Genomic DNA, 25,849 nt, shown 5'->3' on the forward strand with positions numbered 1-25,849 from the left:
CGTGCGGGGCTGTTTTTTTATGCCTGGCTTTGGTGCTGCGCTCTAGCACCGCACCACCAGAAACTCCCCCTTGCCCACCGGCACCAGGGAAGTCAGGAAATCGGGGTCACGCCGCACCTGTGCCATCCACTCCCTCATCTCGTCTTCATGGGAGATGGCATTGTCCACCACCAGCAGGCCACGAGGGGCAAGCAGGCGCTGGATCTCGGGCCACCAGGCCTGGTAGTGGCGGCGCTCGGAGTCGAGGAAGATGAGCTGATAGCCCGCCGTCGGCAGGCAGGGCAACAGGCTGCCGGCCTCCCCCGCCAACTGCTCAATCCAGGGAGTAAGCCCGGCCCGCTCAAAGTTGGTCGCCGCCATGGTCCGTTTGCCCTCGTCCAGCTCGATGGTGGTGACCCGGCCCCCCAGCCGTTTCACTGCCTCAGCCAGCCAGAGGGTGGAGTAACCGTTGGAGGTACCGATCTCCAGCACAGCCTGCGCCCCCCTCGTCTGCACCAGCACCGCCAGCAGTTCGCCGGTGTCGCGGGTAATGTTGAGCATCTTGCTGCCACGGGAGTGTTGCGCGCCGTCATTCTGCTCGCCAAAGTGCTCCAGCTCCCGTTTCAGTTGTTCCAGTGCCATGTCTCCTCCTTGACGGTGTAAACGAGTCGGCCCGGTGCATGGCATGGCTGGACCGCCCCTCATGTTCATCATTTTGCTATCGACCCACTCGGTGGCCCATCCCCTGTGCCACCCGGATAAAGACGATACCCTGGATGACCATGTGATCACGCTGGTGCAATGCTGCTGGCGGGAAAGCCAATCGTCACGCGGTCTGGCGGGGGCCCCCCGCGCCGTCGGGCTGCTGGATACCAAGGGCAAGCCGCAGATCGCCTAGGGGGCCACCCGGGTAAAGTCGACGGCGGGGCAGCTGGGCGCCACGCCCTTGGTCAGCGTCAGGGGCTGGGCACGATAGCTGAGCCGGTAGCGGCCCGGTTGGGACAGATCGTAGGCCTGCGCCAGGTCCGCATCGGCCTGGCTCTGCTCCCCCGCCCCCAGGTGCAGGAAGTCGCCGTCCCCGGGGGTACCTCGCTTGGCAAGCGGCCCTCGATAGTCCAGCGGCTGCCCATCGCGGGTCAGGTCGATGGCATCGGCAAACCACCCCTCGAAGGGGGTGAACCAGGTCAATACCTCGAGGGGCGTCTCCCCCCGGTTGGTCAGGGTCATCACCAGGGGCAGGGGTTCGTTCACCCCGCTCTCAGCGCTGACCGACAGCTCGCACTGCAAGGGCGCCAGTGCCAGGGTGGTGAGCAAGAGTGTCATCATGGTGCCTCCGTCAAAAAAGGGGCCATCCGGCCCCTGTTTGCAACTCAATTTTCGCTCGGAGTATTCTCGGCGAAATATTCGTGGTTGTCGGCATTGTTCAGGGCCTTCTGGGGATCCGTGCTCGCCAGATTGCGCGCATTGGCCTGACCGTATCCCAGATCGTCGGTGCCCGCCACCACGTTGAAGTGGCTCAGCTCGTGGACAATGGTGCCGGCGCGGGAATCGGTCCCGGTGACCGGCGCAGTCCAGAAGCTCTTGCACAGATAGACCTTGTAGGGCTGGTCCGGATAGACATAGGCAAAGTAACTCTGCTTGCAACCGCAGTCGAAGGTGAGCGGCTTGTTGTCGATGGCATCCTTGATCTTGCTGAAGTTGGTCTCGGCCTGGTTCCAGCGGGTGGCGTCATAGGCGCCAAACCAGCTGCGGTAGCGCTGCCCATTCGGCTTGTCCACCGCGAGGTAGCTGCTGGAGTTGTTGGCGATGCCACTCGCGGCATCGAGCGCCGCCAGGATGTCGCTCTTCTGGGTGTTGGTGCAACGGCCGCTGAAGCTGACCGAGGCGCTCACCGCCTGGGGCTCGGCCACCGCCGCCTTGGCCAGCACCCGATCGTCGCTCACCCCGTCCACCCAGAGGGTCACGGCATTGGACTCGCTCGCCTGGGCCTGTTTGGCCTTGGCCGCTTTCCCGGTCGGCAGCAGGTAACGGATGCTGTACTGGCCCTGGGCACTCATGTCGTAGAGACCGGAGACCTCCGCCTGCACTGTCAGGCTCTGGCCTGCCTTGAGCAGTTGGTAGTCCTTGTCACTCGGTGCGGCCCGCTTGATCAGGGCCCCTTCGTAATCCACCGGCTGGCCGTCACGCTCCACCTGGAACAGGGGAGCATCCTCGCTGCCAGGCAGTTGCCATTTGAGCAGACGAACCGGCTTCTCCCCGGTGTTGGTCAGGGTCAGGTTGACGCGCACATCGTCTGTGCTGCCCTCCGCCAGGGTGAGCCGGGCATCGAGTCCGGCGGCGCAGAGCGGGGACGCCAGCACGCCGGCCAGCAACAGAGCAATTGGAGTCGCTTTCATCATGTTTCCTCATTCATTGAGTGTCGCCTTGTCAGGCGGTCTGCTTCCTTTAAGGCCCTCTTTGGGGCCCATCCACCCTAGAGCAGAAGCACCACCCCACCATCCCTCCATATGGGGGACGCCCCCCATCAGAGGGGGAGCCCCTTGGCTGCGACAAAGATTGCCCGCCCGGCCCCGGGCGTGCAGGCAACCCCGTGGGGCGTATTTGCCATAAAAAAACCCGGCGCAGGGCCGGGTGACGGGATGAGAAGGCGGGATCAGGAGGCCAGCAGCGCCAGGGCCGGCTGCACGTTGCCCGGCATCAGCCGATAGGCCTTGTGGTGCTTGACCAGGGTGGTTTTCTTGTTGCCCTGGCTCAGCAGCAGGCCCCGGGCAAATGCCGCCTCGGCCAGTACCTGCTCGTCCCCGCGCACATAGAGGGTGAGGGGCTTGACCAGCTCACCTCCCTCGATATGGCCCTGATACTCGCTGGCCGAGATGATCAGGCTGGATTGCCCCTGGCTCAGCAGCCGCTGCCGGGTGTTCAGTTCGCTGTCGGTGAACACCAGCCAGCCCGCCCCCTCCAGCGCCAAAAGCAGATCGGCCAGGCGCGCCCCCAGCTGTACTGGCTCATGCATGGCACGCTCATACTGGCGCTGCACCCGCTCAAGCAGCCCCTTGAGATCGGCCCCCGCCCCCAGCGTCCGCCCCAGTTGCACCCAGGCCTTGAGATCCTCCATCACCAGCCGGGAGAAGCGTTTCTCCTTGAGAGAATCCGCCATCCAGGTACAGAGAAAGTGGCTCTCCTGGGCGGGGGTGCGTTTGCCCGTCTTCTGGGCGGCGGTGCGCTCCAGCTCCGCCAGGCTCTGGCGGGCCATCTCGAGCAGGGCCTGATTGTAAGCAGGAAGGGTCATCTCGGATCCTCTGAAACGGGGCGGCCAAGGGGCCGCGTCATCGACAGCACAAAGGCGCCAGTGGCGCCTTTGGAGAGTAAACGCCCCTCCCCGACCAGGAGGGTGCGACGTTGCCTTATTTCGGCTGACGGGGCTTCTTGGCCGCCGCCAGACGCTTGAGACGCTGGCCTTGCAGTTTCGCCTCGGCCATGGCCTGGGCGGCGGCATTGTCTTCACGCTGCGGGCGCTTGCCGAAGCGGCGGCGCTCCTGCAACTGCTTGATGAGGTCGTCACGGCTGCTCACCTCGTAACCCGGCACCATGATGCGGCGGATCTTCTGGCCGATGAGGGCCTCGATCTCCAGCAGGGTGCGCTCCTCCTCGCGACTGACGAAGGAGATGGCCATGCCGCTCTTGCCAGCGCGACCGGTTCGGCCGATACGGTGCACGTAATCTTCCGCGAGGAACGGCAGATCATAGTTGACCACGTATTCCAGGCTCGGAATGTCCAGGCCGCGGGCGGCCACCTCGGTGGCCACCAGCACCCGCAGCTTGCCTTCGGTGAATTCACGCAAGGCGCGGCGACGGCTCCCCTGGGCCTTGTCACCGTGCACCACGGCAGACTTGATGCCGTCGAGGTTGAGCTCCTCCACCAGTTCATCGCAGCTCTCGCGGGTGCTGGCAAACACCAGCACCTGCTGCCAGTTCTGCTTGCCGATAAGCTCGGAGAGCAGCTCGCGCTTGCGCTTCTGTTCCACCGGATAGACGGTGTGGCTCACGGTGTCGGCAGTAGAGTTCTGCTTGTCGACGGCCACCACCTGGGGTTTATCCAGCATGAGGTTGGCCAGCTTTTTCACCGCCTCGGAGAAGGTGGCGGAGAAGAGCAGGTTCTGGCGGGTCTTGTTGACCGCCTGCAGGATCTGCTGCACATCGGCGCTAAAGCCCATGTCGAGGATGCGATCCGCCTCGTCCAGCACCAGAGTCTCGACCCCGGAGAGGCTCAGGTTGCAGGCGGTGAGGTGCTCGAGCAGACGGCCAGGGGTGGCCACTATGATGTGTGCGCCCGCTTTGAGCTTCTTGGCCTGCACATCCTGTTTGCCGCCACCCACGATGGTGAGGGTAGTGATATCAAGATACTTGGCGAAATCGTTGATATTGCTCGCCACCTGGGCTGCCAGCTCGCGGGTCGGGGTCAGGATCAGCACGCGGGCATTGGAAGGCTGCACCGGCGCCGGGTTGTCTACCAGGCGTTGCAGGATGGGCAACGCAAAGGCGGCTGTCTTGCCGGTGCCGGTCTGGGCACTGGCCAGCACATCGCGACCACGGCGAATGGCCGGGATGGCCTGGCTCTGCACAGGGGTCATCTCCTGATAACCGCAATCTGAGATGGCGCGCAAAATCTCGGGGGCAAAATCGAACGATTCAAATCTCATGTTGGGTTCCTGTGTTCCAGCGGAGCTGTAGTTGGCGTGGGTGGCCTGGGCCGGCGTGTGGCCTGGCATCGGCGAGGCGTGGAGCCAAGGACGGCTGGGTCTGACATCAGATCAGAAGATGAGCCGGAAAATGGCGGGCGCGAAGTGTAACAGATAGGCGACAGGAATGCCGCCTCAAATGGCCTGTATTTTTCCGGGGGCTGCGCCCGCCAGACGCGGCAGCAGGCGCAGCCCGGGCAGTGAGATCAGCGCACCCGCTTGCTCGGACGCTTGAGCAGCCGCATGCCGATGGCCGCCACCGCGATGACGAACAGCCCGAAAGAGGTGACAAGCAGGCACTTGGTCAGCAGCTCCTGATGATGGGCAAAGACCGGGGTCGCCATCACCATCTTGCCGGCCATGCTCAGCACCAGGGACCAGAGGAAGGCGCTGGCAAAACTCGCCACGGCCACCCGCAGCAGGTGCAGGCGGGAGACTCCCATCAACATGGGAGTCAACACTCTCACGAAGGGGATGAAACGGGAGACGAACATGGCCCAGAAGCCGTAACGATCCAGCAGTCGGGAGGCCCTGGGCAGGCTCCCTTCCGGGATCATTCGCTCCACATGGCCCATGAAACGGGTGCCATGCAGTGCCTGCCCCTGCCAGTAGGCGAGCACGCTCCCTATCCCGGCTGCGAGCGGCAGATAGAGCAAGGTCACCTCGGGCCCCAGCACCCCCATGCCCACCAGACCGCCCGCCAGCAGCACCAGGCTGTCACCGGGCAGGGGCAGAAAGACGAAGCTCGATTCAAGGAAGAGGATCACCACCAGACAGGTGACGAGCAGACCGATTGCCTGCATTTGTATAAGCTGATCAAAATCCTGATGCCATATGGCAAGCAGCATGTCCTGCATCTGGTGTGACTCCCATCAACGTAATGCGCATTCGTCATGATGACCCGAAGGCCCCGTCTGGTAATCCATCCCAGCTACCACCCCAATGTTCGTATTGGAGGCCTCTTGTACACCCGGGGAACTGAACAATAAATTAATGTCTGTGATTTCTGCCCAGCGGTTCACCCTTCTCGCGGCCCAATGCGCACGCCCAAAACAGGACGGGCCAGCCCTTGCCAGGCTGCCAAGCCAGATGAAACCCGTTACAGTGTGAACATGCCCCGATGGACGGGGTACTCATGGAGCCAGGTATGGCAAGACAGCTCTCTTCTCACACACTTTCCTTGCTGGCGGTTATTGCCGGCGTCTCTGCCGGTCTTGTGACAAAGGCCCGTGCCAGCGACGAGAGCCTGGTGCAACAGCGCGCCAACGCCGTCGTCTCCCTCATGAGCTACGCCGTGGTGCCGGATATCACCGCCAGCAACCTGAATATCGGCAGCGGCACCAACGACACCTCTGCCCTCACCATCACCCAGCTCGGGGGTGGCGCTACCCTGAGCGAGGATGTTCCCCTCTATCTGGAGGGCACCCTGGGCTACAGCCGCTACGATCCCCAGTTCGTGTTCACCGATGGCAACGAGACCCGCACCATTCCCACCAAATGGAACAGCCTGAGCGCCACCGGCGGCATCGGCTGGGATGTCGGCGTCCACCGGGATCGCTTTGGTGGCAATCTGGTGCTGCGGCCCATCGCCAATGTCACCCTGGGCACGGTGGCCAGCGACCTTCGCATCGGGGCCGCCCTGCTCGAGCACAGGAGCGGCAAGAGTCTGGACTTCCTCGACGGCGGCACCCTCAATGTCTATGGCCTCGGCGGCTCATTGATGCTGGACTATGAGCTCTTCTCCGCCGCCCAGGACATCGATGCCGAGCTGCGCTACTCCTACCAGCATCTGCAAAGCTTCACCGGCACCGCCGAGAGCGTCAGCGGTCAGGCCGATGCGGAAAACCTCGGGCTTTACCTGCGCCGTCGTGCTCCCCTCTGGGACTGGACCCTGCTGGACAGGCCCCTTCGCTACGTGCTGGAAGGGGCCAGAACCGAATACCTGGGGCAGCAACGGGGGCTGCTCGGTTTCAACAGCCTCAACTCCCTGGGACTTGGCCTCGAACTCGACAGCAGCAAGTACGACATCTTCATCACCCGCACCCGGCTGGTGGCCCGCTATATGTTCAGCAACAGTACCAGCGGCTACTCCATCGGACTGGCGATGAGTTTTTAGCGCAGCAAGGCGACATGAACCGTCCCCATCACCAAATCTCTGACTGAACGCACATTTGACTCCATTGCCGCTATGAGGTCCCACCTGTATCTCCTAGCATGGGGATACGGACGGTGGGTGAAGACGTAAAGCAGAACCACGCCGGGGATTGTGGTCAGGCTGACTGCCTACTGTTGAGCAGAGAACACATGACATTTCCAGGGACAGGGAGCTTGTTATGGCCAAATTTCTGAATACCAGCGCAACCAACTATTTCCTCGAAGAGCTGATAAAAGATGCCAAGGAGCGGTTAATCCTGATCAGCCCCTTTCTCAAACTCAATGACAGGATCAAGGAGCTGCTGACCGACAAGAACCGGCTCAAGATCGATGTGCGGATCGTCTATGGCAAGAGCGAACTCCAACCGGAAGAGATCAGCTGGCTCAAGGAGCTCACCTATATCCGCACCAGCTTTTGCAAAAATCTCCATGCCAAGTGCTACCTCAATGAGGAGATGTGCATTGTCACCAGCCTGAACCTCTACGAATTCAGCCAGGTGAACAACAACGAGATGGGGGTGTTGATCCGACGGGCGGATGACAGTGAGCTGTACCGCGATGCCTACGATGAAGCCCAGCGCATTATTCGGGTGAGCGAGGAGGTGCGCATCACGTTGGAGCGCGTCGCAAGCGACAGTGACCCGCAGGACAACGTGGCCGCCCATGCAGGTACAGCACCGGTTTGTCCAAAATGCGGCACAACCATGGTACTGAGGACCAGCAAACGGGGAGATACCAAGGGCAACAGCTTCTGGGGCTGCCCCGAATACCCCAAGTGTCGCAGCATCATCCCCATCGAGACCCATCCCTGGCCGGGATCTGTGAAGGCTAAATCACATGGATATCACTGCTGCCATAGCGCCGCTGCTGACTCAGCTCTGGTTTTTCCTGCCACTGCTGTTGATTGCCACCCTGCTCAAAACGGCCTGGTTCAAAGGGATGGTCGGGGAGTGGTTTATCAATCTCTGTATTCGGCTATTTCTCGACAAGCGGGAATATCGCCTGCTCAAGGACGTGACCCTGCCCCCCCCCCAGGGCAGCACCCAGATCGATCACGTGATCGTCTCCCGCTTCGGGCTATTCGTGATTGAGACCAAGAACATGAAGGGTTGGATATTCGGCAACCCGACCCAGAAAAGCTGGACCCAGCAGATCTATCGCCGCAAGCACAGCTTCCAGAACCCGCTGCATCAGAACCACCTGCACATGATGACCCTCAAATCCCTGCTGGGGCTCTCAGACAACCAGCTTCACTCCGTCATCTTCTTTATCGGCGACTGCACCTTCAAGACCCCTATGCCGGACAACGTGATGAACCGCGGGCTCATTCGCTACGTCAAGGGTATAACCACGCCGGTATTGGCCGAGAACGAGGTCGCTCGCGTTGTCGACACCATTCAACAAGGGCGACTTGCCGCCAACTGGCAGACTCACAGACAGCATGTGGCACAGCTCAAGGCCCGCCACGGGAAAGCCCCCACCAAGCCTGTGCCAGCCAGCGTGCCGAGCGCTCACCACCCAGCACCGCCAACGGCCATTTATCCGGCGAACCTCCAGAGCCCCATGTGCCCAAGGTGTGGCAACCCCATGGTGCTGCGCACTGCCGGTCGAGGTGACAACAAGGGAAAACCGTTCTGGGGATGCCGTGAATTCCCCACATGCAGAGGGACCAGAGCGCTGATGAAGTAGATGGGAAGGCTGAACGACGGAGGCATAAAACAAAGGCGGCCAATTGGCCGCCTTTATTATTTCTGCAAATCAGCGGATCGTTGCCATCTTCTGCACACAGCGCTGCTCGCGCTCATCCACCCGCTTGGCAAACCAGGCTGTGGTGAGGTTGCGGGTGATCTTGGGGCTCTTTAGCTGGATACCGGGCAAGATGGCGCGGGGTTGCCGTGTCCCGGCCTGTTTGTCGGCCAAGGCGAAGACCCTGTGGTAGAGATCGCTTTTGGCAAAGTCGCTGCTGTCCCCCAGCTTCAGGCTCTGGTGAATAGCCTGTTTGCTCATGTTGACGCGGCTGGCGATGCTGTGCACTGCGAGCTCGGTCTTGCCGGGCAAATCCGAGTCGTAACGGATGAGATCCCCGTCCAGGGCCAGGGGCTTGCCACTCACCCGGCTTACCGCCGCCTGGAAGGCCGCATTGCGGCTCGCGTACCAGCCCGCATTGAAGTCGGCGAAGCGATAGAGGGTATCCGGGTAGTCGGCGGGATAGCCGAAGATGTGTTTGGTGCCAAACCAGATGCCGCCGCGACGAGTGAACACCTCGTGGCGAATGGACTCCTTCACGGGATAGGGGTACCCACGGGCGTTGGCCTCAGCAAAGGCGACGCTCACCTGCATGGGGCCGCCGGTGCGTACCGGGTTGAGATTGCCAAAGAGCTGCTTGCCCATGGGGACGCTGCCTATCATGTCTTCGAAGATCTCGCTCATCTCCCGCTCGGTGCGAAGTTTGTCGATGCGCTCGGCATAGCTCTTGCCGGTGGGGGATTGGATGGAGAGGGCCGTGCGCACCATGAACTCGGGGATGAGCAGCTTGCCGGCCCGGGCATTGATCTCCTTCCAGGCAATCTTGTTGAGGTTGGGCACCACGGGGTCCGCCTGATAGGTCGCCTCCTGCTCCGCCACCGCCAGCACGCTGCAGACGTTGTGATCGCTCACCGTCAGCCCCTGGGTGGTGAGCGCCGTCACCACGTCATTGGCCCAGCCCGGCTTGTCCACCACGTTGCGCGGCAGGAAGCGCACGATGCGGCTCTTCATGTCGGCCGGTTTTTGCGGCTGCATCGCCTTGGGAATGGGGCGCCCCGCCGGCGTCGCCGGGCTGGTCGGGGCGGGAGGCTCGCTGGCACAACCCGACAGCAGGGCAAGGGAAAGCAGTGACAGCCAGCGCCAATGGGCATCAAACAAGGAGTGAGAGGGGATCATGAAGGCTTCCTGAAGAGCGGGACCTGCCCCTCATCGCGAATGAGAGGGCTCGAATGCATGGAGGCGGACATTGTAGGGAACAAGTCTGACAAGATGAAGGCGGATGAACCTGCTGGCCCGCTGGCTGCGGCATTCCCTGGCGTCATCACGCCAGCTCCACCCGGTTGCGTCCCAGGTGCTTGGCCTGATAGAGGGCGAGATCGGTGCGCTGGAGCAGAGCATCCACCCCCTCCCCGCTCTGGCTGATACCCAGGGCAAGGCTCACGGTGAATCTTACCCCGTCACCTGAGACCAGCTCTTCGGTCGCGCACCTTATCTGCTCCGCCAGCGCACGGGCCTTGTCGCCCGTCATGCCGGGCAGCCAGATGGCAAACTCCTCTCCCCCAAGGCGTGCCACCACCCCATCCAATGGGCAGAGCTGGCGCAGCAGGGTGCTGAATTCACGCAGTACATTGTCGCCGATGGCGTGGCCATAGCGATCGTTGATCAGCTTGAAGTGATCGAGATCCAGCAGCAGGAGCGGCGTCCCCTCCTCTCCGTGCGCCTCCAGCACGGCGCGAAACGCCCGGCGATTGGAGAGCCCGGTCAGCTCGTCTGACATGGCGAGGGAGGAGAGCCGCATCTGGGTGCCATACATCTGCTGCACCATCAGCAGCACACCCCAGGCCGAGGCCAGCATGCCGATCGTGCGCAGGCTATCTTCCACCGTGGAGAGCCACCAGGGCTGGAAATAGGCCTCATCCATCAGATCGATGACGCCGGAGACGAGCCAGAGGGTCAGCCCGCCGGTGAGGGAGAGATAGGTTTTCAAGGTGATCTGGGCACACTGCACCACCCAGAACATGAACAGCAGGGTCAACACGTTGAGCGCTTCGGCCAGAGCCCCGACGGTATAGAGGTTGTGCTCCGCCAGGGGATCAAAACTGGCCCCGGCCAGGATCCCCGTCAGCAGCAGCAGACAGGGCAGGCTCACCAGCGCGAGACGACGGCAGGGAGGAAGCGAGAAGAACCGGGCGGGGTGAACGGATAACCTGAGGGGAGTCTTCATCATGTTTTGGGCTCCAAGCGCGCATGTCTTCTATCCCGAATGGCAGCCATTGGCTGCCATCGCCAGCGAACCCCGACGGCATTCCAGGTGGCAAATCACTGATATTGTGGGCCGATTTTTCCATAAAAAACAATCCCCTCACCATATGGGTCAGGGGATTGTTGCAACAGGGACGGCGCGATCTGCCGTGACATCGGAGTGGGCGGCCCTTCCCTGCTCGCCCTCACGGCAGGCGGGCAGTGCCGCCTCAGGCGCTCTGGCGCAGGGCCTGATGCTGAGCGGCGCCGTTGATCACCGCCTGCAGGGAGGCGTTGACCACGTCGCGACCGACGGCGACGCCACACATCCGGGTGCCCTCGACGCTCAGCAGCACATAGGCGGCGGCGCGGGATTCGGTGCCGGCGGTGAGCGCATGCTCGGAGTAATCCAGCACATCGATGTGCATGCCGGTCTGACGCTGCCAGCCGTTGACCAGGGCTGTGATGGCTCCCTCCCCTTCACCGCACAGTTGCAGGGTGCCGTGGGGGGTCTGCAACTCCAGGCGCAGGCTCTCCTGACTGTCATGACCGAGCTGGAAGCGCCCGATGTGATAGCCGTGGGCAGGCTCGAGATAGTGCTGCTCGAACAGGGTGCGGATCTGCTCCGGGCTGATTTCGCTGCTGCTCGCCTCAGCCTCGGCCTGCACCCGGCGGCTGAAGTCGATTTGCAGCCAGCGCGGCAGTTGCAGACCGAGGTCACGCTCCAGCAGATAGGTCACCCCTCCCTTGCCGGACTGGCTGTTGATGCGGATCACCGCCTCGTAGCTGCGACCGAGATCGGCAGGATCGATGGGCAGGTAAGCCACATCCCAGTAGTGATCCGGTTTTTCTGCCGCGAGAGACTTGCGGATGGCGTCCTGGTGGCTGCCGGAAAACGCCGTGTAGACCAGCTCGCCGGCATAGGGGTGGCGAGGGTGCAGGGCAATCTGGGTGCAGGCCCCCACGGTGGCGACGATGGCATCCATGTCGGACAGGTCCAGCTCGGGGTCAATCCCCTGGCTGTAGAGGTTCATGGCCATGGTGACGATGTCCATGTTGCCGGTGCGCTCCCCGTTGCCGAGCAGGGTGCCCTCGATGCGATCCGCCCCCGCCAGCACTGCCAGCTCGGCGGCGGCCACCCCGCAGCCTCTGTCGTTGTGGGTGTGGATGGAGATGCTCACCTCGGGTCGCGCCTTGAGGTGTCGGCAGAACCACTCCACCTGATCCGCAAACACATTGGGGGTGCTCACCTCCACCGTGGCGGGGAGGTTCAGGATCATCGGGCGGGCAGCGGCGCGCCACTCGTCGATGACGGCGTCACACACCTCGACGGCGAACTCCACCTCGGTGCTGCTGAAACTCTCCGGGGAATACTGGAAACTCCACTCGGTGCCCGGATTGCGGGCCGCATACTCCCGCACCCAGCGCGCCCCCTGCACGGCGATGGCCTTGACCCCGTCCTTGCCTGAGTTGAACACATAGTTGCGCTGGGTCGGGTTGACCGAGTTGTAGACGTGAACGATGGCCCGCTTCGCCCCCTTGAGGGCCTCGAAGGTGCGGGCAATGAGATCTTCCCGGGCCTGCACCAGCACCTGGATGGTGACGTCATCGGGGATGAGGTTGCGCTCGATGAGTTCGCGCACAAAATCGAAGTCGGGCTGGGAGGCCGCCGGGAAACCCACCTCGATGTGCTTGAAGCCGATGTGGGTCATCAGCGCCCACATTTGCAGCTTCTGGGCCACCGTCATGGGCTCGACCAGCGCCTGGTTGCCATCGCGCAGGTCCACGGCGCACCAGAGCGGTGCCCGCTCCAGTACCCGGTTGGGCCACTGGCGATCCGCCAGGTTGATCACGGGGGCACGGCGGTATTTGCGATGATCGAAGCTCATATTCAGATTCCCTTGACGGATGGGCGAGGCACCGGACGACCGGGCCGACAGGCGGGTGGGGCAAGGAGAGGAAGCGGGTTGGTGCGGTAACACCGTCCCTGACGAGTCGCGCGGCGGTAACCCCGCGACCGGTTTTCCTGCGGCCCCCGTCGGTCACCGGGGCCGGCCACGGCAGCCGGATCGGGCTGCGGGCGCTGATCTCTCGCACGCCACCTTTCGGTGTGTCGGCGCAGACGACCTTGTTTGTATGAGCACCCAGTATAGGGAGGTCGTGGGGGCGAGAGATTGCGAAGATTGCACCCCATCATGCCAATTCAGCAATATTGATGCAGTGAAAGTCCATTCATGGGGTGAGTATCACCACCCATGATGATTTATTCGCCATTTCACCCATCTTCCTTGAAGGCGTTTCCCCGGAAGTGGCAGGGCGCAGGCAATAAAAAACCCCGCCATCGCTGGCGGGGTTTGCGTGCATCGAGCGGGCAGCGTGCTGCCGGAGCTCTTAGCGGTTGTTCACCTTCTCATGCAGCTCCTGCACTGAGTTCACATTGGCGGTGGCATCCACGCTGATGGCCATGCAGGTGGCGAAGGCCGCGTGCAGCGTGGTGGTGTAGGCCACCTTGTGCTGCAGGGCGCCACGGCGCAGCTGCTTGGAGTCCTCGATGGCCTGACGACCCTCGGCGGTGTTGACGATATAGGTGTACTCGCCATTCTTGATGCGATCCAGAATGTGCGGGCGACCCTCGTGCACCTTGTTGACCAGACGCGGGTTGATGCTCGCCTCGCCCAAGGTCACGGCGGTGCCGTGGGTGGCGTCGAGGTCATAACCCAGCTCCAGCAGCTTGGCGGCCAGGTTGACCACCCGTTCCTTGTCGCCGTGGCGAACGGACAAGAGGGCGCGACCTTCGCTCGGTACCTGGTGACCGGCACCCAGCTGCGCCTTGGCATAGGCCTCGGCGAAGCTGCTGCCCACTCCCATGACTTCACCGGTGGAGCGCATTTCCGGCCCCAGCAGCGGGTCCACACCCGGGAACTTGGCGAACGGCAGTACCACTTCCTTCACCGAGTAGTAGGGCGGGATGATCTCGGTGGTAAAGCCCTGTTCTTTCAGGCTCTGACCGGCCATGACGCGGGCGGCAATCTTGGCCAGCGGGGCACCGGTGGCCTTGGAGACAAACGGCACGGTACGGGCGGCACGGGGGTTCACCTCGATGAGGTAGATCTCGTTGTCTTTCACCGCGAACTGCACGTTCATCAGACCGACCACGCCGAGTTCCAGCGCCAGCTTGCGTACCTGCTCGCGCATCTCGTCCTGGATGGACTTGGACAGGGTGTAGGGCGGCAGGGAGCAGGCGGAGTCACCGGAGTGGATACCGGCCTGTTCGATGTGCTCCATGATGCCGCCGATAACCACGTCAACGCCGTCGCAGATGGCGTCCACGTCCACCTCGGTGGCGTCGTCCAGGAAGCGGTCCAGCAGCACAGGCGACTCGTTGGAGACGCTCACTGCCTCGGCGAAGTAGCGGCGCAGGTCCTGCTCGTCATAGACGATTTCCATGGCGCGGCCACCCAGCACGTAGGAGGGGCGAACCACCAGCGGGTAGGTGATGCGCGTGGCCAGTTGCACGGCCTGCTCCAGGGCGGTGACGGTGCCGTTTTCCGGCTGCTTGAGCCCCAGGCGCTCGACGGCGGACTGGAAGCGCTCGCGGTCTTCCGCGCGGTCGATGGCATCCGGGCTGGTCCCGATGACCGGCACGCCGTTCGCTTCCAATGCCCGCGCCAGTTTCAGCGGAGTCTGGCCGCCGTACTGGACGATGACGCCCTTGGGCTGCTCGACCCGCACGATTTCCAGCACGTCTTCCAGGGTCACCGGCTCGAAGTAGAGACGGTCGGAAGTGTCGTAGTCGGTGGAGACGGTTTCCGGGTTGCAGTTGACCATGATGGTCTCGTAACCGTCTTCGCGCAGGGCCAGGGCCGCGTGTACGCAGCAATAGTCGAACTCGATGCCCTGACCGATACGGTTCGGGCCGCCACCGATGACCATGATCTTGTCGCGGTTGGTGGGGTTGGCCTCGCACTCTTCGTCGTAGCTGGAGTACATGTAGGCGGTGTTGGTGGCGAACTCGGCCGCGCAGGTATCGACCCGCTTGTAGACCGGGAAGATGTTGTGGCGGGCACGCAATTTACGCACTTCACCTTCGGCCACGCCTAGGATCTTGGCCAGACGGGCGTCGGCAAAGCCTTTGCGCTTGAGGGCGCGCAGGAAGTCGGCGTCAAGACCGGCCATGCCGCGCTCTTTCACCTGCTCTTCCAGTTTCACCAGCTCTTCAATCTGCACCAGGAACCAGGGGTCAATCTTGGTCAGCTTGAACACGCCATCCATGGAGAGGCCGGCGCGGAAGGCGTCGGCGATGTAGAAGATGCGCTCGGCACCGGCATCCTGCAGCTCGTGACGGATGCGGGTCAGGGAGTCGGGGGCGTTCAGGTCAACCATGGGGTCGAAGCCGGTCTTGCCGGTCTCGAGACCACGCAGGGCCTTGTGCAGGGACTCCTGGAAGTTGCGGCCGATGGCCATCACTTCACCCACGGACTTCATCTGAGTGGTCAGACGGTCGTTGGCGCCGGCGAACTTCTCGAAGTTGAAGCGCGGCACCTTGGTCACCACGTAGTCGATGGCCGGCTCGAAGGAGGCCGGGGTGCGACCGCCGGTGATGTCGTTCATCAGCTCGTCCAGGGTGTAACCGATGGCGAGCTTGGCGGCGATCTTGGCGATGGGGAAGCCGGTCGCCTTGGAGGCCAGCGCAGAGGAGCGCGACACCCGCGGGTTCATCTCGATGATGACCATGCGGCCGTCTTTGGGGTTGATGCCGAACTGGACGTTGGAGCCGCCGGTCTCGACACCGATCTCGCGCAGCACCGCCATGGAGGCGTTGCGCATGATCTGGTACTCCTTGTCGGTCAGCGTCTGGGCTGGCGCGACCGTGATGGAGTCACCGGTGTGGATGCCCATGGGGTCGAAGTTTTCGATGGCGCAGACGATGATGCAGTTGTCGTTGCGATCCCGCACCACTTCCATCTCGTACTCTTTCCAGCCGATGAGCGACTCGTCGATGAGCAGCTCCTTGGTCGGGGAGAGATCCAGACCGCGTTCGCAGATCTCCACGAACTCTTCGGTGTTGTAGGCGATGCCGCCGCCCGAGCCACCCATGGTAAAGGAAGGACGGATGATGCAGGGGAAGCCTACCATCTGCTGCACGCCCCAGGCCTCTTCCATGTTGTGGGCGATGCCGGCACGGGGGCACTCGAGACCGATGCTGCGCATGGCCTTGTCAAAGCGGGAGCGATCCTCGGCCTTGTCGATGGCGTCGGCGGTGGCGCCGATCATCTCGACACCGAACTCCTTGAGCACGCCATGCTGCTCCAGCGCTAGGGCGCAGTTCAGCGCAGTCTGACCACCCATGGTGGGCAGGATGGCGTCCGGGCGCTCTTTCTTGATGATCTCGCGCACCACTTCCCAGGTGATGGGCTCGATGTAGGTGGCGTCGGCCATCTCCGGGTCGGTCATGATGGTGGCCGGGTTGGAGTTCACCAGGATGACGCGGTAGCCCTCTTCTTTCAGGGCCTTGCACGCCTGGGCGCCGGAGTAGTCGAATTCGCAGGCCTGACCGATGACGATGGGGCCGGCGCCGAGGATCAGGATGCTCTGTAGGTCGTTACGTTTTGGCATGGCTCTCTTTATCCTCTTAGGCGCGATACTGCTTGATCAATTCAATAAAGTGGTCGAACAGACCGGCACAATCGTGCGGGCCCGGGCTCGCTTCGGGGTGACCCTGGAAGCTGAAGGCCGGACGGTCGGTGCGATGGATGCCCTGGAGCGACCCATCGAACAGGGAGACGTGGGTGGCACGCAGGCACTCGGGCAGGGTCTGCTCGTCCACCGCAAAGCCGTGGTTCTGGGCGGTGATCATCACGGTGTTGTCGTCCAGACTCTTCACCGGGTGGTTGGCACCGTGGTGGCCGAACTTCATCTTGATGGTCTTGGCGCCGGAGGCCAGGCCCAGCAACTGGTGGCCCAGGCAGATACCGAACACCGGGGTGCTGGTATCAAGGAAAGCCTTGATAGCTTCGATGGCGTAGTCGCACGGCTCGGGGTCGCCGGGGCCGTTGGAGAGGAAGATGCCATCCGGGTTCATCGCCAGTACCTCGGCGGCCGGGGTCTTGGCCGGCACCACGGTCAGGCGGCAGCCACGGTCCACCAGCATGCGCAGGATGTTGCGCTTCACGCCGAAGTCGTAGGCCACCACGTGGTATTTCAGCTCATCGGCCGCCGGGATGACGTGACCCTTGCCGAGCTGCCAGCTGCCTTCAGTCCAGCTGTAGGATTCGCTCACGGTCACTTCCTTGGCCAGGTCCATCCCCTTCAAACCGGGGAAGGCGCGGGCCTGTTCGAGGGCATGGGCTTCATCGAGCTGCTTGCCGGCCAGGATGCAACCAGCCTGGGCGCCTTTTTCACGCAGGATGCGGGTCAGCTTGCGGGTGTCGATGTCGGCGATGCCAACGATGTTGTGGGACTTGAGGTAATCGGAGAGGGATTGCTGATTGCGGAAGTTGGAGGCCAGTATCGGAAGGTCCCGGATGATGAGGCCCTGAGCATGGACCTGACTGGACTCTTCATCTTCGCTGTTGGTGCCGGTGTTGCCTATATGGGGGTAAGTGAGGGTAACGATCTGACGGGAATAGGAGGGATCTGTGAGGATTTCCTGATAACCCGTCATCGACGTGTTGAAAACCACTTCACCAACGGAACATCCCTCGGCGCCTATCGACACGCCTTTGAACACAGTTCCATCTTCCAGCACTAGCAATGCAGTGTGATTCAAGACAACCTCCAGTTATTTAGCTTTAAATTCAGCAATTTACCTGGGTGTTGCGGGCTCGGTTCCGGTCTTTGACAGGACTCGAACCCGGCAGATTTCTGGCAAATTGGGCGCATTCTACTTAAAAACGATCTCATTTCAACGTCTTTTCTCGTTTGAAATGCATCTAAATTCAATAAAAAAGCAACATTACCCATTATCTATGCACTCACTCGCTTTGCAACCCCCTCTTCAAAAAGAAAAGCCAAACACAGACAACAAAGCGGCTCCCGATGCCATGCAACGTACAAAAAACCAAATTTACCACTTAATAAACAGCAAGATAGAAAATTAAAAAATAAACAACACAACAGCAAAAATACCATTTGAAGCCAGAAAAGTGAACGCCAAGAATAGAAAACGTTTTTCTTGGATTGCATTTTTAGTCTATTTCACATCAAGGCGAAATGCCCCCCGCAGGGGAATATTGAGACCCAAACCCGTTACCCCTTGATGACATTTTTGTCGCAAGAGGGTGGCAGGCTTGTAAGAATGGCAGGATTTAGCGAGGTTCACTCAAAAAGTGATGATTAAGGCTCATTTCTACAAAAAAGTGACAAAAAACCCCGGCGGACCGGGGTTTGGCAACCAGTACGGGAGTCTGCACTCCCCCTGAAGACGGTTTATTTCAGACCGAGCACATCCTGCATGTCATAGAGACCGGCCCCTTGCTGGCCGAGCCACTTGCCCGCCCGCACTGCACCGTTGGCGAAGGTCAGACGGCTGGAAGCCTTGTGGCTGATCTCGACCCGCTCGCCGATGTCGGCAAACATGACGGTGTGCTCCCCCACCAGATCGCCGGCGCGGATGGTGGCAAAGCCGATGGTGTTGCGATCCCGCTCACCGGTGATCCCCTCACGGCCATAGACGGCGCACTCTTTGAGATCCCGGCCCAGGGTTTTTGCCACCACTTCTCCCATGGAGAGCGCGGTGCCGGACGGAGCATCCACCTTGTGTCTGTGGTGCCCCTCGATGATCTCGATGTCGGTGTACTCCCCCATCACCCTGGCCGCCTGCTCCAACAACTTGAACACCAGGTTGACCCCGACCGAGTAGTTGGAGGCGAAGACGATGCCGATCTGCTTGCCGGCCTCGTGCAGGGCCGCCTTGCCCGCCTCGTCAAAGCCGGTGGTGCCGATCACCATCTGCTTGCCATGAGCCAGTGCAAAGGCGAGGTTCGCCAGGGTCACCTCGGGGCGGGTGAAGTCGATGATGAGATCGAATTCGTCCTTCACCTTCTCCAGACTGTCGCTGATGATGACGCCAAGGCGCCCCAGGCCGTTGAGTTCACCCGCATCCAGACCTATCACGGCAGAGCCCGGTCGTTCCAGCGCCGCTCCCACCACCACGCCCTCGGCGTTGGCGATAGCCTCCAGCAGCACCTTGCCCATACGACCATTACAGCCCATCACGGCCACACGGATCGGATTGTCCATCTCCACCCTCTCATCTCTTTATTATGGAAAGAGACCGTTTTACCAGCCCGCGTCCCCTTTGAAAAGCCCGATCTGGCCCGCCAAACCAACCCGACATTTAAACGATATTTTCATTAAAAACAGAATAAATAACGGAATAACCAGACAAGTCAGAATCACGAAGCAAAAAGCCCTATCCATCTGGACGGCTATCTTGACCCGGGTGGGCCGACTCACTACTGTTGGCCCCCCATGGTGGCAGGATGCCCGCCCTGTGCCCGCCCCGGAGGCGCCACAGGCAACGACAGGAGGTCATTGTTCAAGTTTCGAGGAACACATGATCCAGACCCAACCCCGTGCCAGAGCCCTGCTGCCCCTTCTGGTCTTTCTTGCCCTCTTCATCGGTACCGGTACCTGGCTGACCCTGCAGGGGGTCGAGTTCGCCTTCTACCAGCTCCCCGCCCCCGTTGCCGCCCTGCCTGCCGTCATGCTGGCCCTGCTGATGGGACGCGAGGGGTTCAACAAGAACCTCGAGACCTTCTTCAAGGGGGTGGGCGAGAGCAACATCATGGCCATGTGCCTCATCTATTTGCTGGCGGGCGCCTTCGCCACCGTGGCCAAGGCCACCGGCGGGGTGGATGCCACGGTCGCCCTCGGCCTCTCCCTCATTCCGGGCTGGTGCCTGCTGCCGGGGCTCTTCCTCATCTCTGCCTTCATTGCCACCGCCATGGGTACCTCCATGGGCACCATCGGCGCCGTGGCACCGGTGGCGCTGGGCGTCGCCCAGGCCGCCGGCATCGATCCGATGCTGATGGCGGGGACCATCCTCTCCGGCGCCATGTTCGGCGACAACCTCTCCATCATCTCAGACACCACCATCGCCGCCACCCGCAGCCAGGGCTGCGAGATGAAGGACAAGTTTCGCGAGAACATCAAGATTGCCGCCCCCGCCGCCGTGCTGGTGATCCTGCTCTATCTGGTGCTGGGCTCCACCGGTGAAGCGCCGGCCCCCACCGCCGAGGCGGACTTGCTCAAGGTCGCCCCCTATCTGCTGATCCTGGTGCTGGCCCTCTCTGGCATGAACGTCTTCATGGTACTGGGGCTCGGCATCCTGGCGGCCGGTGGCGTGGGGCTGCTTGGCAGCTACTCCCTCGGCCAGTTCAGCAAGGACATCTATCAGGGCTTTACCAGCATGCAGGAGATCTTCCTGCTCTCCATGCTCATCGGCGGTCTGGGTGCCCTGATGGAACGCCAAGGGGGGCTCGCATGGATAAGTGAGCGCATCGCCGCCCTGATTGCCCGCTTCACCCGCCACCACGATGGCGAGCAGAACGAGAAGGCGGCCGAGCTCGGCATCGCCGGCGTGGTGAGCCTCACCAACCTGTGCACCGCCAACAACACCGTGGCCATCATAGTCGCGAGCAAGGTGGCCAGGGATCTGGCGGACCATCACGGGGTCACCCCGCGCCGCGCCGCCTCCATGCTGGACATCTTCTCCTGCGTGGTACAGGGGCTCATCCCCTGGGGCGCCCAGGCGCTGCTGCTGGGTTCCATCTTCGCCCTCTCGCCGATCCTGGTCGTGAGCATGAGCTTCTACCCCATGGCGCTGGCCCTGGCCGCCATCTTGGCCGTCTTCCTCAAGCACCAGATGGGAGTAGTGGCTCCCGCCCCCCACCGTTCCTGACGCCCGACCTCAGGGGCCGCCCGGCTGGCGGCCCCGCCATCGGCTTTTCATCCCGTCGGCCCCTTGCTAAGGTAGCGCCAGCCCACCTTTGCCCAGGAGTCCCCATGCCGGATACCCAACCCGAACGCCAGAACCTGCGCCAGCTCATTCGCCAGCGCAGAAAAAGCCTGAGCCAGGCCGAGCAGCAGGCGGCGGCCCAGCAGCTGGTCGAGCGCTTCCAGGAACACCCCGGCATCCTCGCGGCCAGGCGCATCGCCCTCTATCTGGCCAACGATGGGGAGCTAGATCCCCTGCCCGCCATCCACTGGCTGTGGGCCCGGCAAAAGGAGGTCTACCTGCCGGTGCTGCACCCCTTCACCCCGGGTCACCTGCTCTTCTTGCGCTACACCGCCACCACCCCCATGACCCGCAACCGCTACGGCATCGCCGAGCCCGAGCTCGACGTGCAGCAGGTACTGCCCCACAGCATGCTGGACATCATCTGCACCCCGCTGGTGGCCTTCGATGAGGCTGGCAACCGCCTCGGCATGGGGGGCGGCTACTACGATCGCACCCTCGCCTGCTGGCACGAGCACCAGCTCGGCCCAAGACCCCTGGGGCTCGCCCACGACTGCCAGCAGGTGGATGCCGTCCCCCGGGAGCAGTGGGACGTGCCGCTCCCCCAGATCATCACCCCCAGCCGCAGCTGGCACTTTGCCTGATCAGACGGGGCGCCCCCTTCGGTTCAATAAACAGGCAAACGATTTACATCTTGAGGATTTTTGCGCCGGAACGTGAGCACCATGGTCGCTCTGGGGGGGATGCTTGGATATAATGCGCCCGCTTTTTCCATAAGGATCCATCATGACTCAAGATGAAATGAAGAAGGCGGCCGGTTGGGCTGCGCTCAAATACGTGGTACCCGGCACCATCGTCGGGGTGGGCACCGGCTCTACCGTCAATCACTTCATCGACGCACTGGCGACCATGAAAGACCAGATCAAGGGCGCGGTGTCGAGCTCCATCGCCTCCACCGAGCGCCTCAAGGGTCTCGGCATCCCGGTGTTTGACCTCAACGACATCGATGCCCTCTCCGTCTACGTGGATGGTGCCGACGAGATCAACGCCAGCCGCGACATGATCAAGGGGGGCGGCGCCGCCCTGACCCGCGAGAAGATCGTCGCCGCCGTGGCCGACCAGTTCATCTGCATCATCGACAACACCAAGACCGTCGACGTGCTGGGCACCTTCCCCCTGCCGGTGGAAGTGATCCCCATGGCCCGCGAATACGTGGCCCGCGAGATCCGCGCCCTTGGCGGCAACCCGGTGTGGCGTGAAGGGGTGGTGACCGACAACGGCAACATCATTCTGGACGTCAAGGGCATGGCCATCACCGATGCCAAGGCTCTGGAAACCCGCCTCAACAGCATCGTGGGCGTGGTCACCAACGGCCTGTTCGCCCACCGTGGCGCCGACGTTGTGCTGATCGGCACCCCCGAGGGTGTGATCACCAACTAAGGCCCGCTCCCCGGACCTCTCCCTCCGGGCAAGCCCCCGCCCCGGTCAGTCAATCTGACTGCCCCAAATGGACAACGGCGCCTCATGGCGCCGTTTCTGGTTATCCCTCAATGGTTTGTAGCAGCACATCTGCAACAATCGTTGATAACTTCAAAGAATTTGACTTTCGTCACAAATATTCCCTCTCCCAAACGTTTTTGCTACTTTACGGTTTTCTTCACACTGCAAGCCTGAACGCATTTTTCAAAACAATAGAGGGAACGTCATGACAGCCAAGTTTTCGCTGGACAAGGATAAGATCAAGGTACTGCTGCTGGAGGGAGTCCATCCCAATACGGTGGAGACCTTTCGGGCAGCCGGCTACACCAATGTGGAATATCTGAAGACGTCCCTGTCGGAAGAGGAGTTGATCGAGCGCATTCGTGACGTGCATTTCGTGGGCCTGCGTTCACGCACCCAGATCACCGAGAAGGTGCTGGATGCCGCCACCAAGCTGGTGGCCATCGGCTGCTTCTGCATCGGCACCAACCAGGTCTCCCTCGACGCCGCCCACGTGCGCGGCATCCCCGTCTTCAACGCCCCCTTCTCCAACACCCGCTCCGTGGCCGAACTGGTACTGGGGGAGATCCTGCTGCTGCTGCGCGGCATTCCCGAGAAGAACGCCAAGTGCCATCGCGGCGTCTGGGAGAAGCTGGCCAACCGCAGCGTCGAAGCCCGCGGCAAGAAGCTCGGCATCATCGGCTACGGCCACATCGGCACCCAGCTTGGCATCATCGCCGAGATGATCGGCATGAAGGTCTATTACTACGACATCGAGAACAAGCTCTCCCTTGGCAACGCCATCCAGGTGCCGAACCTGGTGGAGCTGCTCAACATGTCTGACGTCATCAGCCTGCACGTACCGGAAACCGCCTCCACCAAGGATCTCATCGGTGCAGAGCAACTGCGCATGATGAAACCGGGCGCCATCTTCATCAATGCCTCCCGCGGCACCGTGGTGGACATCGACGCCCTGGCCGACGTCATCAAGAGCGGCCACCTCTCCGGCGCCGCCATCGACGTCTTCCCGGTGGAGCCCAAGTCCAACGACGAGGAGTTCCTCACCCCGCTGCGCGGCCTGGACAACGTGATCCTGACCCCCCACATCGGCGGCTCCACCCAGGAAGCCCAGGAGAACATCGGTCTGGAAGTGGCCAACAAGCTGGTCAAATACTCCGACAACGGCTCCACCCTCTCCGCTGTCAACTTCCCGGAAGTCTCCCTGCCCGGCCACAAGGGCTCCAGCCGCCTGCTGCACATTCACCGCAACCAGCCCGGCGTGATGAACCAGATCAACCAGATCTTCGCCGACGAGGGGATCAACATCGCCGGTCAGTACCTGCAGACCAGCAGCGAGATCGGTTACGTGGTCATCGACGTCGAAACCGAGCACAGCGAGAAGGCCCTGGCCCGTCTCAAAGAGATCAATGGCACCATCCGTGCCCGGATCCTGCACTGATAAGCCCTTATCTGCGCAGTAAAAAGCCCGTCGTGATGACGCAATGCTGTTCACTTAAGAGAATTTGAGTTCCAGTCCACGTAGTATCAGGACAAAAAAGCGAGGGAGGCATGATGCCTCCCTCTTTCTATTGCAAGCCCCGCTGGATAAAGGCTGGAGGAAGATCGACTGGACACAGCCTTGCCCCCTCAACTCAAATCCAATTTATGAATAATCAGTCAAAAAAGTGCTTATCTGAACAGCATTGCGTCGTGATGACGGGCTTTTTTATGTCAGAAGAAAGCTTGCTCTCGCAACCTACCACCAGCCCAGCAGGTTGCGGCCCACCAGGGCGCCCCACACCAGGGCGTTCAAGGTCAGGGCGATGAAGACGGCGGCGGAGCCCAGATCCTTGGCGCGGCCCGAGAGTTCGTGATGCTCGGAGCCGATGCGATCCACTACCGCCTCCACGGCGGAGTTGAGTACCTCGACGATCACCACCAGCCAGCTGATACAGACGAGCAGCAGGATCTCGTTGAGGGAGTCACCTATCCAGAATGCCAGCGGCATCAGCAGCAGGATGAGCAGCAGCTCCTGACGGAAGGCGGCCTCGTTGATCCAGGCCGATTTGAGACCTTTCATGCTGTAACCGGTTGCGTTGATGATGCGGGTGATCCCGGTCGCGCCTGGCTTTGCCACGATAACTACCTCATTTGAAATGGCTTTTGGGTTCACATCCTATCAGAGCCGCCCAAGGTTTCCATCGGGTGACTTTTGCTTTATTTTATTCCCTTGCATTTTGGCATCCCGCCCACCTTATCCACTCGAGAATTGAGTCGTATGTCCATTCACACCGATGAATTGCGCACCCGTCGCCTGGAGGCCCTGATCACCCCCAGCGAGCTGGCGCACGCCTTCCCGTTAACCGACACCATCGCCCAGAACCTGCTGGATGCCCGCCGCCAAGTGGAAGCCATTCTGTCCGGTGAGGATCAGCGCCTGCTGGTCATCGTCGGCCCCTGCTCCATCCACGATCCCGCCGCCGCCCACGAATACGCCCTGCGTCTGAACACCCTGCGGGAAGAGTACAAAGAGAGCCTGTGCATCGTGATGCGCACCTACTTCGAGAAGCCACGCACCATCGTCGGCTGGAAGGGGCTCATCAATGATCCGCGCCTGGACGGCAGTTTCGACGTCAATGAAGGGCTCAAACTGGCCCGCAAGCTGCTGGTGGACGTCAACGAGACCGGCATGCCCACCGCCACCGAGTTCCTCGACATGGTGACCGGCCAGTACATCAGCGATCTCATCACCTGGGGCGCCATCGGGGCGCGCACCACCGAGTCCCAGGTTCACCGGGAGATGGCCTCCGCCCTCTCCTGCCCGGTGGGGTTCAAGAACGGCACCGACGGCAACACCCGCATCGCCATCGATGCGGTGCGCGCAGCCCGTCACAGCCACATCTTCTACTCCCCGGACAAGGACGGCAAGATGACCATCTACCGCACCGCCGGCAACCCCTACGGCCACGTGATCCTGCGCGGCGGCCACAGGCCCAACTACGACACCGCCAGCATCGACGAGGCGTGCGAGGCTCTGGCCCAGGTGGGCCTGCCGGAGCGCCTGGTGGTGGACTTCAGCCACGGCAACAGCATGAAGGATCACCGCCGCCAACTGCTGGTGGCCCAGGATATCTGCGATCAGCTGCGCCGCGGCCGCACCGGCATCGCCGGCATCATGGCCGAGAGCTTCCTGGTGGAAGGGCGTCAGGACGTGGAGAACGGCTGTGCCGCCACCTTCGGCCAGAGCATCACCGATGCCTGTCTGTCGTGGAGTGACACCGAAACCCTGCTGGCCATGCTGGCAGAAGCCGCCCAGGTGCGGCTGGAGAAAACCCGCCAGGGTTAACGGCTGCGCCATCATCCTTCGGCCAGAGCATCACGGATGCCTGTCTGTCATGGAAAGACACCGAGACCCTGCTCGCCATGCTGGCCGAAGCGGCCAAGGTACGTCTGGACAAGCCGGGCTGAACAGCGAATAAAAGCAAAGGGGCCAGTATTCCTGATACTGGCCCCTTATTCTTGCAGGCGGCCGATTACGCTTCGCTAATCG

21 protein-coding genes and 1 pseudogene are annotated in these 25,849 nt (G+C 61.9%); 9 read left to right on the top strand and 13 right to left on the bottom strand.

The genetic code is table 11. From position 1 onward, the window contains the following. Nucleotides 1–42 precede the first annotated feature (42 nt). On the bottom strand, nucleotides 43–621 hold the full coding sequence (locus J9889_RS15520; protein ID WP_210557279.1) for an O-methyltransferase: 579 nt from the start codon (nucleotides 619–621) through the stop codon (nucleotides 43–45). Nucleotides 622–682: 61 nt separating this feature from the next. Between J9889_RS15520 and J9889_RS15525 the strand changes: the two genes are divergently transcribed. Next, nucleotides 683–877: a hypothetical protein gene (locus J9889_RS15525; protein WP_210557325.1), complete on the top strand. Its 195-nt coding sequence runs from the start codon at nucleotides 683–685 to the stop codon at nucleotides 875–877. On the opposite strand, the gene J9889_RS15530 is transcribed toward J9889_RS15525, so the two are convergent. The 5 genes from J9889_RS15530 to J9889_RS15550 all read right to left on the bottom strand — a co-directional run bounded on the left by J9889_RS15530 (nucleotide 874) and on the right by J9889_RS15550 (nucleotide 5,575). Further along, complete coding sequence (locus tag J9889_RS15530) at nucleotides 874–1,305, bottom strand: hypothetical protein (RefSeq protein WP_029314737.1); 432 nt, start codon at nucleotides 1,303–1,305, stop codon at nucleotides 874–876. The two genes, J9889_RS15525 and J9889_RS15530, sit on opposite strands and share 4 nt — an antisense overlap. Nucleotides 1,306–1,349: 44 nt before the next feature. Continuing rightward, nucleotides 1,350–2,378, bottom strand: a complete 1,029-nt coding sequence (locus J9889_RS15535; protein ID WP_210557281.1) for a M35 family metallo-endopeptidase — start codon at nucleotides 2,376–2,378, stop codon at nucleotides 1,350–1,352. 254 nt (nucleotides 2,379–2,632) lie between these two features. Then, nucleotides 2,633–3,268: a DUF2913 family protein gene (locus J9889_RS15540; protein WP_210557283.1), complete on the bottom strand. Its 636-nt coding sequence runs from the start codon at nucleotides 3,266–3,268 to the stop codon at nucleotides 2,633–2,635. Between the two features lie 115 nt (nucleotides 3,269–3,383). Continuing rightward, nucleotides 3,384–4,679, bottom strand: coding sequence for a DEAD/DEAH box helicase (locus J9889_RS15545; protein ID WP_010675179.1), 1,296 nt, complete (start codon nucleotides 4,677–4,679; stop codon nucleotides 3,384–3,386). Between the two features lie 245 nt (nucleotides 4,680–4,924). Then, nucleotides 4,925–5,575 carry a DedA family protein gene (locus J9889_RS15550; protein ID WP_039040377.1) on the bottom strand — a complete coding sequence of 217 codons (651 nt, stop codon included), beginning with the start codon at nucleotides 5,573–5,575 and terminating at the stop codon, nucleotides 4,925–4,927. A gap of 290 nt (nucleotides 5,576–5,865) precedes the next feature. Between J9889_RS15550 and J9889_RS15555 the strand changes: the two genes are divergently transcribed. The 3 genes and pseudogenes from J9889_RS15555 (at nucleotide 5,866) to J9889_RS15565 (ending at nucleotide 8,561) form a co-directional block, all read left to right on the top strand. Further along, complete coding sequence (locus J9889_RS15555) at nucleotides 5,866–6,834, top strand: autotransporter domain-containing protein (RefSeq protein ID WP_119197580.1); 969 nt, start codon at nucleotides 5,866–5,868, stop codon at nucleotides 6,832–6,834. Nucleotides 6,835–7,051: 217 nt separating this feature from the next. Then, nucleotides 7,052–7,660: pseudogene (locus tag J9889_RS15560) on the top strand (phospholipase D-like domain-containing protein); the annotation flags it as partial. 49 nt (nucleotides 7,661–7,709) lie between these two features. Continuing rightward, nucleotides 7,710–8,561, top strand: a complete 852-nt coding sequence (locus J9889_RS15565; protein ID WP_210557284.1) for an NERD domain-containing protein — start codon at nucleotides 7,710–7,712, stop codon at nucleotides 8,559–8,561. A 69-nt stretch (nucleotides 8,562–8,630) separates the two neighbouring features. Here the strand turns inward: J9889_RS15565 and J9889_RS15570 are convergent, their stop codons facing one another. The 6 genes from J9889_RS15570 to dapB all read right to left on the bottom strand — a co-directional run bounded on the left by J9889_RS15570 (nucleotide 8,631) and on the right by dapB (nucleotide 19,100). Then, a complete protein-coding gene (locus J9889_RS15570) occupies nucleotides 8,631–9,794 on the bottom strand; it encodes a DUF1615 domain-containing protein (protein ID WP_164884689.1) in 1,164 nt (387 codons plus the stop codon). Between the two features lie 145 nt (nucleotides 9,795–9,939). After that, nucleotides 9,940–10,845 carry a GGDEF domain-containing protein gene (locus tag J9889_RS15575; protein ID WP_050485241.1) on the bottom strand — a complete coding sequence of 302 codons (906 nt, stop codon included), beginning with the start codon at nucleotides 10,843–10,845 and terminating at the stop codon, nucleotides 9,940–9,942. Nucleotides 10,846–11,089: 244 nt separating this feature from the next. Beyond that, nucleotides 11,090–12,748, bottom strand: a complete 1,659-nt coding sequence (leuA, locus tag J9889_RS15580; protein ID WP_201890805.1) for a 2-isopropylmalate synthase — start codon at nucleotides 12,746–12,748, stop codon at nucleotides 11,090–11,092. A 502-nt stretch (nucleotides 12,749–13,250) separates the two neighbouring features. Next, nucleotides 13,251–16,475 carry a carbamoyl-phosphate synthase large subunit gene (gene carB / locus J9889_RS15585; RefSeq protein ID WP_182936117.1) on the bottom strand — a complete coding sequence of 1,075 codons (3,225 nt, stop codon included), beginning with the start codon at nucleotides 16,473–16,475 and terminating at the stop codon, nucleotides 13,251–13,253. A gap of 16 nt (nucleotides 16,476–16,491) precedes the next feature. Continuing rightward, nucleotides 16,492–17,628, bottom strand: coding sequence for a glutamine-hydrolyzing carbamoyl-phosphate synthase small subunit (gene carA, locus J9889_RS15590; RefSeq protein ID WP_045524279.1), 1,137 nt, complete (start codon nucleotides 17,626–17,628; stop codon nucleotides 16,492–16,494). A gap of 659 nt (nucleotides 17,629–18,287) precedes the next feature. Continuing rightward, nucleotides 18,288–19,100 carry a 4-hydroxy-tetrahydrodipicolinate reductase gene (gene dapB, locus J9889_RS15595; protein WP_010675190.1) on the bottom strand — a complete coding sequence of 271 codons (813 nt, stop codon included), beginning with the start codon at nucleotides 19,098–19,100 and terminating at the stop codon, nucleotides 18,288–18,290. 316 nt (nucleotides 19,101–19,416) lie between these two features. Here dapB and J9889_RS15600 point away from each other — a divergent pair, with 316 nt between their 5' ends. The 4 genes from J9889_RS15600 (at nucleotide 19,417) to serA (ending at nucleotide 23,758) form a co-directional block, all read left to right on the top strand. Continuing rightward, on the top strand, nucleotides 19,417–20,763 hold the full coding sequence (locus J9889_RS15600; protein WP_201893658.1) for a Na+/H+ antiporter NhaC family protein: 1,347 nt from the start codon (nucleotides 19,417–19,419) through the stop codon (nucleotides 20,761–20,763). 104 nt (nucleotides 20,764–20,867) lie between these two features. Next, the gene (locus tag J9889_RS15605; RefSeq protein WP_039040382.1) at nucleotides 20,868–21,464 is read left to right on the top strand and encodes a 5-formyltetrahydrofolate cyclo-ligase; all 597 of its coding nucleotides are present in this window, start codon (nucleotides 20,868–20,870) and stop codon (nucleotides 21,462–21,464) included. 142 nt (nucleotides 21,465–21,606) lie between these two features. Continuing rightward, nucleotides 21,607–22,260: a ribose-5-phosphate isomerase RpiA gene (gene rpiA / locus J9889_RS15610; RefSeq protein ID WP_039040383.1), complete on the top strand. Its 654-nt coding sequence runs from the start codon at nucleotides 21,607–21,609 to the stop codon at nucleotides 22,258–22,260. 265 nt (nucleotides 22,261–22,525) lie between these two features. Beyond that, nucleotides 22,526–23,758: a phosphoglycerate dehydrogenase gene (serA, locus tag J9889_RS15615; protein ID WP_039040384.1), complete on the top strand. Its 1,233-nt coding sequence runs from the start codon at nucleotides 22,526–22,528 to the stop codon at nucleotides 23,756–23,758. Between the two features lie 297 nt (nucleotides 23,759–24,055). Here serA and J9889_RS15620 read toward each other — a convergent pair whose 3' ends face one another. Then, a complete protein-coding gene (locus J9889_RS15620) occupies nucleotides 24,056–24,436 on the bottom strand; it encodes a diacylglycerol kinase (protein WP_109112397.1) in 381 nt (126 codons plus the stop codon). A 141-nt stretch (nucleotides 24,437–24,577) separates the two neighbouring features. Between J9889_RS15620 and J9889_RS15625 the strand changes: the two genes are divergently transcribed. Next, entirely contained in the window at nucleotides 24,578–25,645 is a 1,068-nt protein-coding gene (locus J9889_RS15625) for a 3-deoxy-7-phosphoheptulonate synthase (RefSeq protein WP_109112398.1), read from the top strand. The last annotated feature ends 204 nt before the right edge of the window (nucleotides 25,646–25,849 follow it).

It is taken from the genome of Aeromonas sp. PrichA-15, from assembly GCF_017939245.1.
Taxonomy (GTDB): Bacteria; Pseudomonadota; Gammaproteobacteria; order Enterobacterales; family Aeromonadaceae; genus Aeromonas; species Aeromonas caviae.

What these genes read in the sequence shown, in the direction of transcription:
- carB (WP_182936117.1), bottom strand. Translation starts at nt 16,475, where the DNA reads ATGCCAAAACGTAACGACCTACAGAGCATCCTGATCCTCGGCGCCGGC.
- J9889_RS15575 (WP_050485241.1), bottom strand. Translation starts at nt 10,845, where the DNA reads ATGATGAAGACTCCCCTCAGGTTATCCGTTCACCCCGCCCGGTTCTTC.
- J9889_RS15530 (WP_029314737.1), bottom strand. Translation starts at nt 1,305, where the DNA reads ATGATGACACTCTTGCTCACCACCCTGGCACTGGCGCCCTTGCAGTGC.
- J9889_RS15545 (WP_010675179.1), bottom strand. Translation starts at nt 4,679, where the DNA reads ATGAGATTTGAATCGTTCGATTTTGCCCCCGAGATTTTGCGCGCCATC.
- J9889_RS15565 (WP_210557284.1), top strand. Translation starts at nt 7,710, where the DNA reads ATGGATATCACTGCTGCCATAGCGCCGCTGCTGACTCAGCTCTGGTTT.
- J9889_RS15550 (WP_039040377.1), bottom strand. Translation starts at nt 5,575, where the DNA reads ATGCAGGACATGCTGCTTGCCATATGGCATCAGGATTTTGATCAGCTT.
- J9889_RS15570 (WP_164884689.1), bottom strand. Translation starts at nt 9,794, where the DNA reads ATGATCCCCTCTCACTCCTTGTTTGATGCCCATTGGCGCTGGCTGTCA.
- J9889_RS15525 (WP_210557325.1), top strand. Translation starts at nt 683, where the DNA reads ATGTTCATCATTTTGCTATCGACCCACTCGGTGGCCCATCCCCTGTGC.
- J9889_RS15520 (WP_210557279.1), bottom strand. Translation starts at nt 621, where the DNA reads ATGGCACTGGAACAACTGAAACGGGAGCTGGAGCACTTTGGCGAGCAG.
- J9889_RS15535 (WP_210557281.1), bottom strand. Translation starts at nt 2,378, where the DNA reads ATGATGAAAGCGACTCCAATTGCTCTGTTGCTGGCCGGCGTGCTGGCG.
- leuA (WP_201890805.1), bottom strand. Translation starts at nt 12,748, where the DNA reads ATGAGCTTCGATCATCGCAAATACCGCCGTGCCCCCGTGATCAACCTG.
- J9889_RS15605 (WP_039040382.1), top strand. Translation starts at nt 20,868, where the DNA reads ATGCCGGATACCCAACCCGAACGCCAGAACCTGCGCCAGCTCATTCGC.
- serA (WP_039040384.1), top strand. Translation starts at nt 22,526, where the DNA reads ATGACAGCCAAGTTTTCGCTGGACAAGGATAAGATCAAGGTACTGCTG.
- dapB (WP_010675190.1), bottom strand. Translation starts at nt 19,100, where the DNA reads ATGGACAATCCGATCCGTGTGGCCGTGATGGGCTGTAATGGTCGTATG.
- J9889_RS15625 (WP_109112398.1), top strand. Translation starts at nt 24,578, where the DNA reads ATGTCCATTCACACCGATGAATTGCGCACCCGTCGCCTGGAGGCCCTG.
- rpiA (WP_039040383.1), top strand. Translation starts at nt 21,607, where the DNA reads ATGACTCAAGATGAAATGAAGAAGGCGGCCGGTTGGGCTGCGCTCAAA.
- J9889_RS15600 (WP_201893658.1), top strand. Translation starts at nt 19,417, where the DNA reads ATGATCCAGACCCAACCCCGTGCCAGAGCCCTGCTGCCCCTTCTGGTC.
- J9889_RS15555 (WP_119197580.1), top strand. Translation starts at nt 5,866, where the DNA reads ATGGCAAGACAGCTCTCTTCTCACACACTTTCCTTGCTGGCGGTTATT.
- J9889_RS15540 (WP_210557283.1), bottom strand. Translation starts at nt 3,268, where the DNA reads ATGACCCTTCCTGCTTACAATCAGGCCCTGCTCGAGATGGCCCGCCAG.